Origin of the sequence: Paenibacillus sp. 37 (assembly GCF_008386395.1) — a bacterium.
GTDB lineage: Bacteria > Bacillota > Bacilli > Paenibacillales > Paenibacillaceae > Paenibacillus > Paenibacillus amylolyticus_B.
Genome location: NZ_CP043761.1, coordinates 2,440,873 through 2,457,456, shown reverse-complemented (window position 1 = coordinate 2,457,456; position 16,584 = coordinate 2,440,873). Strand labels below are relative to the sequence as shown.

At 48.4% G+C, this 16,584-nt stretch carries 14 protein-coding genes; 2 read left to right on the top strand and 12 right to left on the bottom strand.

Going from position 1 to position 16,584, the window contains the following annotated elements:
• Positions 1 to 76: 76 nt before the first annotated feature.
• The 11 genes from smc to F0220_RS11000 all read right to left on the bottom strand — a co-directional run bounded on the left by smc (position 77) and on the right by F0220_RS11000 (position 11,789).
• Positions 77 to 3,646, bottom strand: a complete 3,570-nt coding sequence (smc, locus tag F0220_RS11050; RefSeq protein WP_149846516.1) for a chromosome segregation protein SMC — start codon at positions 3,644 to 3,646, stop codon at positions 77 to 79.
• Between the two features lie 219 nt (positions 3,647 to 3,865).
• A complete protein-coding gene (gene rnc / locus F0220_RS11045; RefSeq protein WP_036670338.1) occupies positions 3,866 to 4,570 on the bottom strand; it encodes a ribonuclease III in 705 nt (234 codons plus the stop codon).
• A gap of 13 nt (positions 4,571 to 4,583) precedes the next feature.
• Complete coding sequence (gene fabF / locus F0220_RS11040) at positions 4,584 to 5,822, bottom strand: beta-ketoacyl-ACP synthase II (protein WP_062833763.1); 1,239 nt, start codon at positions 5,820 to 5,822, stop codon at positions 4,584 to 4,586.
• Positions 5,823 to 5,999: 177 nt separating this feature from the next.
• Positions 6,000 to 6,233, bottom strand: a complete 234-nt coding sequence (gene acpP, locus F0220_RS11035) for an acyl carrier protein (RefSeq protein WP_024630176.1) — start codon at positions 6,231 to 6,233, stop codon at positions 6,000 to 6,002.
• Between the two features lie 152 nt (positions 6,234 to 6,385).
• Positions 6,386 to 7,135, bottom strand: coding sequence for a 3-oxoacyl-[acyl-carrier-protein] reductase (fabG, locus tag F0220_RS11030; RefSeq protein ID WP_017689228.1), 750 nt, complete (start codon positions 7,133 to 7,135; stop codon positions 6,386 to 6,388).
• Positions 7,136 to 7,172: 37 nt separating this feature from the next.
• Positions 7,173 to 8,105, bottom strand: coding sequence for an ACP S-malonyltransferase (gene fabD, locus F0220_RS11025; protein WP_149846515.1), 933 nt, complete (start codon positions 8,103 to 8,105; stop codon positions 7,173 to 7,175).
• A 25-nt stretch (positions 8,106 to 8,130) separates the two neighbouring features.
• A complete protein-coding gene (locus F0220_RS11020; RefSeq protein WP_149846514.1) occupies positions 8,131 to 9,120 on the bottom strand; it encodes a beta-ketoacyl-ACP synthase III in 990 nt (329 codons plus the stop codon).
• Positions 9,121 to 9,128: 8 nt separating this feature from the next.
• Positions 9,129 to 10,124 (bottom strand): phosphate acyltransferase PlsX, encoded by a 996-nt coding sequence (plsX, locus tag F0220_RS11015; RefSeq protein ID WP_017689231.1) that lies wholly within the window; start codon positions 10,122 to 10,124, stop codon positions 9,129 to 9,131.
• Complete coding sequence (gene fapR / locus F0220_RS11010; protein ID WP_047842457.1) at positions 10,121 to 10,669, bottom strand: transcription factor FapR; 549 nt, start codon at positions 10,667 to 10,669, stop codon at positions 10,121 to 10,123. Before fapR ends, plsX begins: the two co-directional genes overlap by 4 nt.
• 372 nt (positions 10,670 to 11,041) lie before the next feature.
• A complete protein-coding gene (rpmF, locus tag F0220_RS11005) occupies positions 11,042 to 11,215 on the bottom strand; it encodes a 50S ribosomal protein L32 (RefSeq protein WP_017689233.1) in 174 nt (57 codons plus the stop codon).
• A 67-nt stretch (positions 11,216 to 11,282) separates the two neighbouring features.
• On the bottom strand, positions 11,283 to 11,789 hold the full coding sequence (locus F0220_RS11000; protein WP_047842456.1) for a YceD family protein: 507 nt from the start codon (positions 11,787 to 11,789) through the stop codon (positions 11,283 to 11,285).
• A 461-nt stretch (positions 11,790 to 12,250) separates the two neighbouring features.
• On the opposite strand from F0220_RS11000, the gene hmpA reads away from it, so the two are divergent.
• Entirely contained in the window at positions 12,251 to 13,486 is a 1,236-nt protein-coding gene (gene hmpA / locus F0220_RS10995) for an NO-inducible flavohemoprotein (RefSeq protein ID WP_149846513.1), read from the top strand.
• 218 nt (positions 13,487 to 13,704) lie between these two features.
• The gene (locus F0220_RS10990) at positions 13,705 to 14,937 is read left to right on the top strand and encodes a nucleotidyltransferase (RefSeq protein ID WP_105598189.1); all 1,233 of its coding nucleotides are present in this window, start codon (positions 13,705 to 13,707) and stop codon (positions 14,935 to 14,937) included.
• 352 nt (positions 14,938 to 15,289) lie between these two features.
• Here the strand turns inward: F0220_RS10990 and F0220_RS10985 are convergent, their stop codons facing one another.
• A complete protein-coding gene (locus tag F0220_RS10985) occupies positions 15,290 to 16,330 on the bottom strand; it encodes a SepM family pheromone-processing serine protease (protein ID WP_105598188.1) in 1,041 nt (346 codons plus the stop codon).
• Between the last annotated feature and the right edge of the window lie 254 nt (positions 16,331 to 16,584).

Genomic DNA, 16,584 nt, shown 5'->3' with positions numbered 1-16,584 from the left:
CTTCTGCAAAAATGCTCAATCTGAATGATTTTCAATGATTACAATGAGTTCGTTTGTCTCGCAGGTTTGGATCAGATCAGGCAATTACTGCTTCCTCATCTTCCAGTTTAACCGAAACAAGCTTGGATACTCCGCCCTCTTCCATTGTAACACCGTACAGCACATCTGCCTCTTCCATCGTACCTTTACGATGGGTAACAACGATAAACTGTGTCTGTTCGGAGAATTCACGCAAGTACTGGGCAAAACGTACCACGTTAGCTTCGTCCAGTGCTGCCTCTACTTCATCCAACACGCAGAATGGTACTGGTTTCACATGCAGAATAGCAAATAATAAAGCCATCGCCGTCAAAGCCCGCTCCCCACCGGATAACAGTTGCAGGTTTTGCAGTTTCTTGCCTGGTGGCTGAGCCACGATATCTATTCCCGTTTCAAGCAAGCGCTCCGGGTCCATCAGAACAAGGTCAGCACGTCCCCCGCCAAACAGCTTGCTAAACACGGTACCGAACTCACGGCGGATGGCATCAAACGTGATCTTGAATCGCTTCGCCATCTCGTCTTCCATTTCCCGAATAACCTGGTACAACGTTGTTTTAGCTTCAACCAGGTCATTCTTCTGTTCACTCAGGAACTCGTATCGCTCATTGACTCGCTGGAACTCCTCAATCGCTCCCAGGTTCACATCACCCAGGGCCGATATACTGCGCTTCAGCTTCTGTACCTCTGCCTGTGTATGCTCCACGTCTTCTGGCACAGGATAACGCTCTTTGGCCAGTTCATAGCCCAGTTCGTATTCATCCGTCAGTTTTCGCAGTATATTTTCCAGCTCAACATCCAGCCGGTTCACGGAAATTTCCGTCTGTCGCATCTGTTCTTCCACAGCTTTTAATTGCGTGCGCTGTTCCTTCGTTTCGCTCTCGGCAAGCTCAAGCTTTTTCGACAACTCACTTCGGGCAGCACGTTTGAAGTCCAGCTCCTGAGAAGCTTCCGCTTTTTTCAGCTTATACTGGTTCAGATCTTCAATCTGTTTAACACTCTCGGTCTGTGTTTTCTTGAGATCTGCTTCCATCGAAGCCAGCAACGTGCGATTCTGACGAAGATCTTTCACCAGCGACTCTACTTCCCGCTCCAGACGTCGCAATTGTTCTCCATTGGAGAATCGCTCCTGATCAAGCTTGCCTTCGCGCACTTTCAATTCGGTGAGTTGGCTCTGCAATTCTTCCTTCGCGGATTCATTGGCTTTCCGAGCAAACTCGGCTGCATGAATGGCACGATGAGTCGCTTTTTCTTCCTCTTCAAGCTGCTCCAGCTTCTTCACAGCGACGATACGAGCCGTATCCAGCTCTTTGATCTCTTCGGTAAAGCCGCTCTTCTCCTGCCCGGCAACGGCAACCTGTTCAAGCACATGGCGAAGCTCATGCTCTACCTGTTTCATTTCCATCGAAGCCTGCTGTTCTGCATTTCGGGTATCATCACCGGACTGACGAAGTTCATCCAGTTTGTCCTGACACTGCTCCAGTTGAACTTTTACATCATCCACACTGCGATGCAGTTTCACGATCTGATTTTCCGTATCCAGAATATCCTGGTCGAGCTGGTCCAGCTGCCGTTTCCGGCTGAGCAGACTCACATTTTTCTTGTGCTGGCTACCACCTGTCATGGAACCACCCGCATTGACCACGTCACCTTCAAGCGTCACAACCCGGAAACGATACTGACAGCGAGCCGCAATTTTATTGGCGACCTCCAACGTTTCGGCAATAATAACATTACCTAACAGACTGCCAATGATTGAAGCGTACTTGGATTCGAATTGTACAAGATCAGCACCGATCCCCACAAAACCCTCCATACCTTCGATCATGGAACGTTCAGCCACTCCAATGGCACGAGGACGAATGACATCCAGAGGCAGGAACGTTGCACGCCCCAACTGGCGTTGCTTCAGAAAAGCAATTGCCTGTCTGGAAACTGATTCATTTTCCATGACTACATGTTGCAAGGACGCTCCCATTGCTGTTTCTACCGCAAGTTCGATCTTCTCGGGAACTTTTACGAGTTCAGCTACAGCTCCATGAACACCGTTAAGTGTGCCTTTGCGCGAAGCCTTGAGAACCTCCTTGACACCCAGCATGAATCCGTCAAAATCATCCTGCATCTCTTTCATCGTATCGCGGCGGGAAACTTGAGCTTCACGCTTCTGTTCCCATTTACGGACCGTACCCCGACTTTCTTCGAGCAGCTTCTGCAGCGACTGGAGTCGTTCACTTTCCGTAATGTAGCCACCACGTAGATCACTGATTTCTTTGCCCAAACGAACAACTTTTTTCTCAATGTCCGCTTTGCGACTCTCCAGTGTCTCCTTCTGATCTTCCCATTTGCCTGATTCTTCAGCCGCGCGATTCATTCTGCGCTCCAGCGTTTCTTTCTGCTGATCCACATAACGAATTTCATTGCGTGTCTGAGCCATCTGATTCATCAGTTCCAGCAAATTGCCTTTGAGGCTTTCCTCTTGCTGTTGACTAATGCCACCTGTAACACCGATGAGTTTGGCTTCTTCCTGGGACAACTGATTTCTCACATCATTCAGTTCGAGATCAAGTTTGCCAAACTTCTCACGCAGTGCAAGCAGCTCGGTTTCCCGTTCGCGATGTCTCTCTTCACTAGCAGAAAGTGTTACTTTGAGCTGCTCCTGATTTGTTTGCAGATGGTGAGAGCGCTCCTTGAGCAATTCTCCAAGTCCTTCACTTTTCTCTGTCGCTTCACTGAATTGCAATAAGGCGGCTTGCAGTTGCTCTGTCTCTGTTTCCAGGATACGCAGCGCATTCCGATCATTTTCCAGCTTGGCATCATGGGTAGAGACAATCGCTGCGAGTCCAACCTCTTCCTGTTTTAGCGATTGCAGGCGCTCATTTGCCTTACTCCAGGAAGCATGAATCTGTTCGATCTGGTACACATACATGGAAATTTCCTGCGATTTGAGCTGTGAACGAAGTTCTTTATAGTGGATCGCTTTCTCCGATTGTTCCTTTAGCGGTCCAATCTGATCTTCAAGTTCAGTCACCAGATCATGAATCCGCAGCAAATTCTGCTCGGTCTCATCCAGTTTGCGCGTCGCATCCCGCTTGCGGGATTTATATTTAACGATACCTGAAGCTTCTTCAAAGATGCCTCTACGATCCTCTGAACGGGTACTCAGAATCTCTTCGATTCGCCCCTGTCCAATAATGGAGTAGGCTTCCTTACCGATGCCGGTATCCATAAACAACTCCGTGATATCCTTCAAACGACAAGATTGTTTGTTAATAAAATATTCACTATCTCCGCTGCGATGTACACGACGAGTCACCGTCACCTCACCGAAATCCAATGCAAGTGCGTGATCCTCGTTATCAAGCGTTAGCGACACTTCACCGAAATTAACGGCCTTCCGTGCGTCACTGCCTGCAAAGATGATATCTTCCATCTTGCCACCACGCAGCGACTTGGCACTTTGTTCCCCCAGAACCCAGCGGATTCCGTCCGATATATTACTCTTTCCACTTCCGTTCGGACCTACAACAGCCGTAATGCCACGAACGAACTCCATCTCCGTTTTGTCGGCGAATGACTTGAATCCACCCAATTCAATCCGTTTTAAAAACATAGGGTTTCTCGTCACCTCCTCTTGCAAATTTCAAGTATTGCATTCCAGCGCCTAAATAAATTGAACTGAAATAAAGTTCATTTATCTAGTTAACGATCAGGTAACCTTCTCCTGAACCTCTTTACAAAAAAAAAGAGCAAAAAGCAGTCCGGCCGATTACTTCCGCCGGGGCGGACCCGCGGGCTGCTCTTTGCTCTTCGTTTGTCTATGCGCTATCGGTTAAGCTCCGGCTTCCGGAAGCTTCAGTCGATCAAGTGCTGCAGATGCAGCCTGTTGTTCCGCTTCCTTTTTGGAACGTCCTGTACCTCTGCCAAGCCTTTCTTGACCCATATGGACCTCCGAGACAAACTCACGTTCATGGGCAGGTCCCCGTTCCTCAACGATACGGTATTCCAAAGCTCCCATATTGTGATGCTGAGTAAGTTCCTGCAGTTCCGTTTTGTAATCACTCATTTGCAGCTTGCTGCCCAATACGATTAATGGGAAGACATGCTGATCAAGAAATGTCCGAACAGGCGCAAGCCCCTGATCCAGATACAATGCACCAATGAAAGATTCAAACACATCTGCCAGCAGAGCCGGCCGTGTCCGTCCTCCAGTTAGTTCCTCACCTTTACCAAGAAGTACATACTGCCCAAAACCCAACGCTTCAGCAAATTTGACGAGGGAAGGCTCACAGACAATGGATGCCCGCAGCTTAGTTAATTCACCTTCCGGACGGTTAGGATACAAATGATACAAGTACTCCGATACAGTCAGTTCCAGCACGGCATCGCCCAGAAACTCCAGGCGCTCGTTGTCCTGATGCTGACTGAACCGGTGTTCGTTTACATAAGAAGCATGGGTAAACGCTTGTTTTAAAAGCTGCCTGTTGTCAAATTTGATTTGAAGTTTATGTTGTAACTGCTTCAGATCTTCACTCAAACGAACTAGCCCCTTATGCTTCAAATTTTTTGAGAATAATGGTGGCATTGTGACCGCCGAATCCAAATGAATTGGACATGGCAATATTAACTTTGGTTTGACGTGGAACATTTGGTACATAATCCAGATCACATTCCGGGTCCTGATTTTCCAGGTTAATCGTTGGAGCCAGTGTCTGATGTGTCAGTGACAATCCGCAGATAACCGCTTCTACACCACCAGCAGCGCCAAGCATGTGGCCCGTCATGGACTTAGTGGAACTCACGGCGAGCTTGTACGCATGATCACCAAACGCCTTTTTGATCGCAAGCGTTTCGGATCTGTCGCCTACAGGTGTCGAAGTTCCGTGTGCATTAATGTAGTCCACTTCTTCAGGCTCAATGCCCGCATTACGAAGTGCCATCTTCATGCAACGTGCCGCTCCGTCCGGATCTGGTTCTGTCATGTGATGTGCATCACCTGTCAGACCGTAACCGATCACTTCACCATAAATGCGTGCACCACGTTTTTGAGCATGCTCCAGGGATTCCAGGATCAGAACACCAGCGCCTTCGCCCATAACAAACCCATCACGTTCTGTATCAAAAGGACGGCTTGACTTCGCAGGATCATCATTACGTGTAGACATTGCGCGCATCGCACAGAACCCTGCAAGACCCGTTGGTCTGATTGTTGCTTCCGCACCACCACAGATCATGGCATCTGCATCACCATTGGCAATCAGCTTGAAGGAATCTCCGATGGAGTGTGTACCTGTTGCACAAGCGGTAACAACATTAATGTTAGGACCTTTGGCACCAAGGGAAATGGACATTTGGCCTGAAGCCATGTTGGAGATCATCATGGGAATAAAGAATGGGCTTACCCGTTTTGGACCTTTTTGCAACAATGCATTATGTTGGTCCTCCCACGTACCCAATCCACCAATACCTGATCCGATAGATACACCGAAACGCTCTGCATCAATATTCTCGTTAATTTTCAGACCACTGTCTTCAACGGCTTTGAAGCCGGCTGCCACAGCGAACTGTACAAAACGGTCCATTTTGCGAGCATCCTTGCGATCCATATATTCTTCCGGGTTGAAATCCTTGATCTCGGCTGCAATCTGTGTCGTGTATTCACTAACATCAAACGCCTCAATCTGAGAAATTCCGGACTTTCCTGCCATTAAACTGCCCCAGAACGTTTCCAAATCTTTTCCGAGCGATGTCATTACGCCCATTCCGGTAATTACTACTCTTTGTTTCAAACCGAGTCACCTCTATATCGACTGCATTACGCAAGTATTTTGTGGGAATATCCGCAAACAGACATCTATTCAACCAAGATAGGCCTGTTTGAGTAGAGCTGCTTGCGGAATGAGAAAAACCAATGAATGATGAGAAGTCCCGCCTGTTCGAAAACATGTGCGGGACTAAAAATGACTTTAGGTATGAGATTGTATGTAGTTTACAACTTCACCTACGGTCGTGATTTTTTCTGCATCTTCATCAGAGATTTCCAAATCAAATTCATCTTCCAATTCCATGACCAATTCCACTACATCCAAAGAATCAGCACCCAAATCTTCTTTGAAAGATGCTTCAAGTGTAACTTCAGCTTCGTCTGCGCCCAAGCGGTCGACGACGATGCGTTTTACACGCTCCAATACATCGGACATCCGGTTCACCTCCTTCTTTGGTATTATACGAGAATCGCAGGCAAAATGCCATAGAAGACATATGCGGCTCCCGGCCGGGGAACCCGGCCTTTTTCCGGCATTTCGGATCGTCCAGCGCCTGTTCCCCGACTATTGTTCAAGTCCGGGAAGAATTACATGTACATGCCACCATCGACATGCAACGTCTGCCCTGTCATATAAGATGAAGCCTGTGAAGCCAGGAACGTGACTACACCGGCGATTTCATCCGGCTGACCCAGACGGGACAACGGAATACCACTTAGCATACCGTCCACCAGCTCTTGGGACAACTCTTTTGTCATATCCGTCTCAATGAAACCTGGTGCAACACAGTTGACTGTGATTCCACGAGAAGCCAGTTCACGAGCAGATGCCTTTGTCAGGCCAATGACTCCTGCTTTGGCAGCAACATAGTTCGCTTGTCCAGCATTACCGAGCACACCTACAACCGAGGAGATATTGATAATTCTTCCCGACCGTTGTTTCATCATTGGACGTGTAACCGCCTTAAGGCAGTTAAACACACCTTTGAGATTGGTTTCAATAACCTGATCGAATTCTTCCTCTTTCATACGCATGATCAGATTATCACGGGTAATACCAGCATTGTTCACCAGAATATCAACGTTGCCCCATGCTTCGAGTGTAGCTTTGACCATTTGTTCAGCTTCATCCATCAGGCCAACATTGGCTTGAAGTGTAATCGCCTTGACTCCTTTGGCACGAATCGCTTCCGCCACTTCCTCAGCTGCCGCTTGGCTACCCGCATAATTCACAGCTACGTTCGCTCCAGCTTCTGCAAGTGCCAGTGCAATACTGCGTCCAATGCCCCGGGATGCCCCGGTAACGAGTGCATTTTTACCTTCTAATGGTTTAGACATAATCATTCCTCCTTTCCCCAAATCTAATCCCTGCTAATCACTTCAACGCACTTGCCGTTGCTTCGAGCGTTTCAAGACTGTTCACATTGTACAGTTTTACGGTTTTATCTGTTTTTTTAATCAAACCGGTCAATACACTGCCAGATCCAATCTCAATGAACGTATCCACGCCTTGCTCAATAAGCCATGTCACACTGTCTTCCCATAATACAGGAGAATAGACCTGAGCTGTCAACAAATCCTGAACCTGTCCATCCTCTGCAGGTCTTGCAGTCACATTAGCGACTACAGGGACCGCTGCCGGTGAGAACGTAACGGTTTTCAGTTTCTCTGCCAGCTTATCAGCTGCACCCCTCATCAATGAAGAGTGGAACGGACCGCTTACTTCCAATGCAATAGCGCGTTTACCGCCTGCTTCTTTCACTCGTTCCGCGACAGCAGCTACGCCCTCCTTCACACCAGAAATGACGATTTGTCCCGGACAATTCATGTTGGCAAGTTCAACCGCATGACCACTTTCAGATACGTCACGGCAAAGCACCCCCAGCGCTTCCCGATCTGCACCCAACACAGCAGCCATCGCTCCTTGTCCACCCGGTACTGCCTGTTCCATATACTGACCACGTGCCCGCACAGTGCTCACTGCGTCAGCAAACGAAAGAACGCCCGCTGCCACCAGTGCACTGTATTCTCCCAGACTGTGTCCAGCCGTATAGTCAGGCTGAATTCCTTTTTCTTTGAAAGCTTCTAGCAAGGCAATACTTGCTGTCAACAGAGCCGGTTGTGTATTTGATGTCTGTTTCAACTCGGTCTCCGGTCCTTCAAATACAAGGGTGCTCAGCGAGAAACCCAATGTTTCATCTGCTGTGCGAAAAATCTCGGTTGCCGCAGGCACGGACTCATACGCGTCCTTGGCCATGCCTACAGCCTGTGATCCCTGTCCGGGAAATACAAATGCTATTTTACCCATCTCATTCATCTCCCAGATGTCTATTTTACCAAACGAGTACCGATGCACCCCATGTCAAACCGCCACCGAATCCAACCATCAGAACGGTATCTCCGGCTTTCATGCGACCTTCTTCTGCTGCTTCTACCAAAGCAAGCGGGATGGAAGCAGCCGATGTGTTTGCATACTTATCCACGTTGACTACAACCTTTTCTTCAGGAAGTTCAAGGCGTTGCATCGCAGATTGGATAATTCGAATATTCGCTTGGTGAGGAACAAACAGATCCACATCCGTACGCTCCATACCAGCCTTGCGTAATACCTCAATGGTAGCCGTCCCCATGACACGTACCGCAAACTTAAACACTTCACGACCGTTCATGTTGATGTAATGCTTTTTATTTTCAACGGTCTCTGCAGTAGCAGGCAGTCGGGAACCGCCGCCTTCCATCTGAAGAAGACTACCGCCAGCACCTTCGGCACCGAGATCGAACGCTTTGAATCCGCGACCTTCCGGAACTTCACCTACGACTACCGCGCCTGCTCCGTCCCCAAAGAGGACACATGTGTTACGATCTGTATAATCCGTAATACGAGACAAGCAGTCCGCTCCAATAACAAGTGCATTGTTGTACATACCGCTTTGGATGAAGCTCGTAGCACTAGCCAAACCGTATACAAATCCGGAACAAGCAGCCGACAGATCAAATGCCGCAGCACCTTTTGCACCCAATTTGTCCTGCAAAATGCAGGCTGTCGATGGGAACGAAGAATCCGGAGTAATCGTTGCAACAATGATCAGATCAAGATCACTGCCTGTCATGCCTGCAGATTCAAGGGCTTTAATAGCCGCCTCATATGCCAGATCAGAAGTTGCCTGTTCGGGTGCAGCGATGTGACGCTCTTTGATTCCTGTACGACTGACGATCCACTCGTCATTGGTATCGACCATTTTCTCCAGATCGCTATTTGTCAAAATTTTCTCAGGCACATATTTCCCTGTACCAATAATCCCTACTGGGCGCAAATTATTCATATCGTCACTCACTTCCCGCTAATTTCCTTAGATATGCTCTCTACCAGCTGATTCTGCACTGCAATCCGAGCTTGGCGCACAGCATTTTTGATGGCATTGCCATCAGCAGATCCATGACTTTTCACAACCAGTCTGCTCAAACCGAGGAGTGGCGCTCCGCCATGCTCCGTATAATCCAGCTTTCGTTTCAACCCACGCAGCTCAGGCATTAGTACAGCTGCAGCCAGTTTACTTTTGAGAGAAGATGAAAATTGTTCCTTAAGCAAGGCGAAAATGGCACCTGCTGTGCCTTCCAGCGACTTCAGCAGGATATTCCCTGCAAAACCGTCACATACAAGCACATCACAAGCACCAGTCAGCACATCACGTGCCTCAACATTACCGACAAAACGAATTGGGAGTTGTTCCAGTAAAGGGTATGCATGTTTGGTTAACTCATTTCCCTTGCCTGGCTCTGTTCCTACATTAAGCAAGCCCACTCGCGGGGACTCAATGCCCTGTACTTTTTGCCGATACAAACTGCCCATCAGACCATATTGTGCAAGGTGCTCCGGTTTGGCATCCATATTCGCTCCAAGATCCAGCGCAAGCACACCTACATCATCAATCGTTGGAATCATAGGTGCAAGCGCCGGACGTTCAATGCCTTCCATGCGACCTACAACAAGCAAACCCGCTGTCATCAAAGCTCCAGTATTGCCCGCCGAGATCATCGCGTCCGCTTCGCCCTCTTTCAGCATGCGGCCTGCGACCACCATGGAGGCATCCTTTTTGCGACGCACTGCTTTGACGGGTTCATCATCCGAACCAATAACTTCGGAAGCATGCCGGACCGTAAGATTAGCAGGTCTCACACCTGACTGACTCAAAAGAGGCTCCAGCTTGGCTTCATCGCCGATCAGGACGATCTGTGTATCCGCCCATTCCGTGGCTGCGGCAATCGCACCTTCTACCGTTGATGCAGGTGCATTGTCACCTCCCATGGCATCAATGACGATTTTCATTCCAAATGACCTCCTTCTCCGCTGTCTTCTCCACCTGAATGGTAGATTACAAAGTTGCCTTGAAACACCATTTCTTCACCTACATAAGTGAATACTTCCACTTTGGCTTTGCCCTTTTGACCCGGAATCGATCTCACATAAGCCTTTGCAATACATTTCTCTCCCAAATGAACCGAACGGACAAAGCGAATGTCTGCTGATGCAGTCAACGCGATCTCGTCATTAATAATGGCTACAGCCAAGGAGTTAGCCTGTGCAAAGACATAGTGTCCGCGTGCAATCCCTGTTCTGGAAAACACGTGTTCTTCCTTAATCTCAAACAGGGAAATCCCGCTCTTATCCAGTTGCAGATCCACAATATCACCGATAATCTCATGCAAGGGCAACGAGCGTACCTGATCATACGAGAGCTCTGCCATCAGTTTCATCCGCTCCCGAAGTTCGGGTATTCCAAGTTCCAGCCTGTCAAGACGAATCGTCTGAATACTCACCTTCAATTGGCGTGTAAGTTCCTGATCCGTCACAAACGGGTTCTCTTCTATCATTTTGGTTAACTGCTGTTGCCTCTGTCTTTTCGGTACACGTTCGATGCCTGACACCCCCCGCTGTATCGTTTACGGAACCGTCCCGTCCGGCCAGTTCAACCATTCTTTCGTGTTGCTTCTATAGTTGCATCCCTGGTCACCAGGGTCGTTCTCAAACGGATTATGGTTCATCTATATGTAACGTCAAATCTTAGAACCTGGTACTAAACTATAGTATATCTCATCCCGTGTCAAAAAGAAAGACTGGCCTAACAAAAACAATTCACCCTTCTGGTGCAAGGATTTCATGCTTGTTAGCTCACTCTACCTGCACTCTCTAATCCAAAAAAAGTAGCACCTCATCGAAATGAAGTGCTACTTAATGTCAAACTATTATTGAGAGATGATCTCTCTTGCTTTGTACGTTCCGCACACTTTGCACACGTGGTGACTAAGTTTAAGTTCGCCACATTGTTCACATTTCACCATACCCGGTACAGCCAATTTAAAGTGAGTGCGACGTTTGTCGCGACGCGTCTTGGACGTTCTCCGTTGAGGTACTGCCATTATTCCCACCTCCTTATCAAAATCAACCTTTGCAGGTAGTCTTAAAATGTTCGATTTTCAATCATGCTCATTTAAAAAAATCCTTGAGCCCTGCAAGCCGCGGATCGATAACCTCGTTATCACAACCACAGTCACCTTCGTTCAGCTCATGGCCACACTTAGGGCATAACCCTTTGCATGTATCGCTACATAGCGGTATAAACGGAAGATCCAGCAGAAAAGCTTCCTCGGCATAACCCTTCAGATCAACGCTATCTCCATCCACATAGAGCGTATCATCGTCTTCGTGTAATTCCTTTGGCTGTTTTCCCTGCTTGAATTGCTCATGAAAATCAATATGAAAATGTTCATTGATTGGCTTAAGACAACGGGAGCACAACATGTCCACTCCTACAGTCAGCTTGCCATGAACATCCACAACGTCACCTTCTCTGAATTCTGCAGATAAGTCCGCAGTCAGCGGGGTAACGGCTGTGATATCTTGTCGGTTAGAAACCAGTTCCTTAATCTCCCACTGTTCGTTAAACTTCAGGGGACCATCACTGGTAGCCACTTTGCGAAATGGCATTAACATTTCCATCACTCCAAACGAAACCAATTTCATAATTCGTATCAAACGTTTCACGACAGTTATACAGGTCAAGCCTGCTTTTGTAAAGCTAAATCCTGACTGTATGTATTCTGACGAATCTTCGTTAAAAGTATTATGAAATTGACTTAACAAACAAAAATCATTATACCGATTTTTCAAGACGTTTGTCAACACTTTTAACTTTACACCCTTTTTAAAAACACTGACCGCACAGACGTTTACTCCATCTGGTCTATTATAGACTCACTTCAAGATAAATCACAAGTCGTCATTTTAGTTGTAGTTCCTTGCAAACACCGGTCACATTTCGTTAACGTTTAGTGTGATCTATATCACACAGACCCGCTTGTCCCCTATCTATACTTGCTATAAACCGAAACACGATCAGCTCCATGACCGATTTATTATCCAACTATTTCATATCATATCGGGAGGGAAAATGTATGTTAAGCGAGCACACCATTAGAGTGATTAAATCTACAGTACCCGTACTTGAAGTCCACGGCGAAGCGATCACACGCCATTTCTATGAAACGATGTTCACAGCTCATCCGGAACTACTGAATATTTTCAATCACGCAAATCAGAAACAAGGACGACAGCAAGCCGCCCTCGCCAATATGGTATACACCGCTGCCCTGCATATCGATAATCTGTCCTCCATCCTGCCTGCCGTCCGGCAAGTTGCACATAAACATCGCAGCCTGGGTATCGTTCCCGAGCAATATGCGATTGTTGGCACCTATCTGCTTCAAGCCATCAAAGATGTACTTGGAGACGCGGCAACGGATGAAATTATCACGGCGTGGGGTGAAGCCTATAATGTCATTGCAGACGCCTTTATCGGGATCGAACAGAACATGTATACAGAAGCGGAAAACCAGACGGGTGGCTGGGAAGGATTTCGTACCTTCAAGGTTGCCAAGAAAGTGCAGGAAAGTGAAGTCATCACGTCCTTTTACCTCGTTCCAGATGATGGTCAGCCCATTGCCAGTTATGAACCGGGACAATACATCAGTATCAAAATCAAACCAGAGGCACAGTCATTTACCCAGATTCGTCAGTATAGCCTTTCAGATACCCCGGGTAAACCCTACTATCGCATTTCCGTTAAACGTGAGCGAGGTGTATTAGAGCGCCCTGACGGAGTTATATCCACGTATCTCCACGATCACATTGAAGAAGGCAGTCTAGTGGAGCTATCCGCTCCTGCTGGCGACTTCACGCTGAATGCAGACGATAAACGGCCTGTTGTTCTCCTGAGTGGTGGTGTTGGCTTAACGCCCATGATCAGTATGTTAAATACGCTGGTTAACTTGAATGAAAATCGCACCATTACATTTTTGCATGCAAGTCCCAATGGTCAATCTCACGCGTTCCGTGATTATGTGGACAGTCTGGCCAAACGTAATCAGGGCGTTAAAGCTTATTATTGTTATACTCAACCTGAGGATGCTGATCGTGAAAATGAGTATTTTCATAAGGAAGGTTATATGGATGCCACCTGGCTTCGTCAAGTGATTGATGAACTGGATGCCACCTATTATCTGTGTGGGCCGGTTTCGTTCATGCGGGCAGTGTATACGGAACTTCAGGGGCTAGGTGTTGCAGCGGACAACATTCATTATGAATTTTTCGGGCCCAAAGCAAGTCTATCTCCCGCGCCGGAAAGTGTCTAAGCGTGCTGATTTATTCAGATGAAGAAGCCGTTCTCCGATGATCGAAAAATCTGTAATATACAATAAATTTGCAGGCACAGTCTGACATCCGTTGATGTCGGATTTGTGCTTTTTCTTGTCTGAATAGGTGCATGATTTGATCTAATACATGTCATCCCCTATGATGGAATGGATGTTATACATACTCAGTTATCCAATTGAAAGGAGTACGTCTAATCATGAGAGCCGTAGGCGTCATTGTTGAATATAACCCCTTGCACAATGGACATGTCTATCATTTGCAGGAAGCTCGGCGGCTAAGCGGCGCAGACGCAGTTGTCGCAGTTATGAGCGGCCCTTTTCTCCAGCGTGGCGAACCCGCCATCGTGGGTAAAAGGGCGCGCACCGAGATGGCGCTGCACGCAGGCGCGGATCTCGTGCTTGAACTGCCGGTTGCGTACGCGGTCCAACCGGCCGAGTGGTTTGCCTTCGGCGCGGTATCGCTGCTGCACCGCACCGGCGTTGTGGACTCGCTCTGCTTTGGCAGCGAGTCCGGCGACCTGGACAGCCTGCAGCGCATTGCGCGCGTGCTGGCTGTGGAGCCCGCAGGGATGCGCGAGGACATCGCGCGCCGCCTGCGGGAAGGCGCCAGCTACCCCGCCGCGTACGCAGGCGCGGCGGCAGCGCTGGCGCCCGGCGGCGTCGATGCTCACGACGCCGCTGCACTGCTGGAGCAGCCCAACAATTCGCTTGGGCTGCACTACCTGATCGCGCTGCAACGACTTGGCAGTGCGATCCAGCCCTTTACGGCGGCGCGTACCGGTGCCGCGTATCATGAGGCGATGCCCGGGCCGGGGGCGATCGCCAGTGCCACAGCCGTCCGCCGTCTGCTGATGGCGGACGGACCCAACGCCGCCGCGCCATACGTGCCGGCGGCAACCCTTGCCATTCTGCATCGCGAATGGCAGGAAGGGCGCGCTCCCATACACTGGGAGCGCTTTGCACAGCCGCTGTTGCACCTCGCGGCCACCCGCCGTGCCTCCGAGCTGGAACGCATCGCCGAAGTCACGGAAGGCCTGGAACACCGACTGATCCGTGCACTCGCTCAGCTCCCGGAACCTTCAGTCGAAGCACTCCTGAATGCAATGAAGACCAAACGATACACACGCACCAAACTCCAGCGTATGCTCGCACACCTGCTCCTGAATCACACCAAAGCCGAGTGTTCACCAGAGCAATTGGCTGCCGGACCCGGATATCTCCGAGTCCTCGGATTTAATGCTCAAGGGCAGAGCCTGCTTAAACAAATGAAGAAGACTGCATCGCTGCCTGTTGTACTGAAACCGTCGACGTTCACACACAATCAACTTGAACTGGATATACAAGCTCAGGTTGCGTATGGGCTCGCTTGCGAGCATAGGGACACACGCAAGATGTTCAGTGACTACTATGAGTCGCCTGTGAGACTGTAATCCGCTTTGGACCACAAAGCTTCATTTCCTAAGGAGCTTTATATTCCATCATCAAACAGGTCATTGATGTCGACTACTGAAAACTAAACTATACAACTTAAAAAATCCCCTTGTTGCGCGCCGCTCAGGCACCTCGCAACAAGGGGATTTCCTTATTAACTTCTCTTGTTATCTTAATTCTTGTTCTCTTAGATCTTTTGGGTATCTCTACCCCTTTGGGTCTAGTGAGTCTGTTAATCTTCTCAAATCTCTTGATCACACTTCATTCCACTGTAATCAATTATTCCGATTTTATCCGTTCTTTATCCATCCGGTTCAACGTTGGCTCGATCTCTTCCGGCCCGATTATAACCTATGATTTCACGGACAAGGTTTTCAAATAAGCCAGCGCATCATCCACCGTGCTCACAGGCACAAGTTTCATTTTGGTGCCGATCTGTTCAGCCTTGGCTGCTGCTTCCTTATAGTTATCCTTAGGTACAAAGAAGATCTCCGCTTCTTTTCGATCAGCGGCTACTATCTTGTGTACTACACCACCAATGGCACCCACAACACCCTCTTTGGTAATGGTACCTGTACCCGCGATTCGATGCCCTTTGGTCAGATCTCCAGGTGTTAACTGGTTATAGATCTCCAACGTAAACATCAAGCCCGCAGACGGACCCCCCACCTGAGTATCTGTGAAGGAAATCTGTTTATTCGGGTCCTCAGCTTTCACCTTCTGAACCGCACCAATCATTACACCGAGTCCCGGGCGGGTTTCACCTGTTTTATTGTCTTTGACCTGAATCAGTTTCACATCCCGGCTAATGGTCTCTCCACCACGTTCCAGTTGCATTTCGACTGTATCTCCGACCTTTTTATCTTTTAACTGGGAAGAAAGCACCGTATTATCCGGCGTAGCTGTTCCGTTCACTCCCAGAATGATATCTCCCGGAGCAATGTCTCCTTCCGGTTTTGGGTCTTCGGACAGTCCAAATACAAAGATATGTTCAGGTACAATAGAGTAAGCCACATCAGCCTGCTCATATGCAGCCTCCATTGCGGAGGATTGTGAGTCACTCATGAACCATACCTGTTCGGCAGAGTATTCCGCTTCGCTTTTGCCGCGCAGTCGGTCTTCCTTTTTATCCACTTGAGCATTTTTATTGAACAGAGAGGTTCCTAGCAAAAACACATTGGCATATGTTGCCGACACGGTCGTCATCATGAACACACCGCGTTCTTCCTGGTCTCCACCCTTAACGGTTACCATTGGTTTTACTTCATCTGCACTGCCAGGCATATATATGATATACGGCGTTGGCATGTACACAGCAACATAGACGACCAGAGCCACCACGATCACAAAGATCGAAGCTCTGAATCCGCCAGATTTCCGAATCCGATTCATCACATGAGCCTCCGTTCTTTGTATCTCTATACAAGCCGAATTCTACACTAATCAGCGATCGTAATTCCACCTTGTGAATACTTCGATTCTCCGGTTGGATTCACGCTCTTTGTAATGCAGATACTCAGCTGATCTTGTTTAATCATTTTTTCAAGTCTAACACTCTGGTCCTTGTGCATACAATGGTACAGGCCGGATAGGCCGCTGTATACAATAGCCTGTCCGGTCAAGGCCGAACCGCCCTTCGGGCGTCA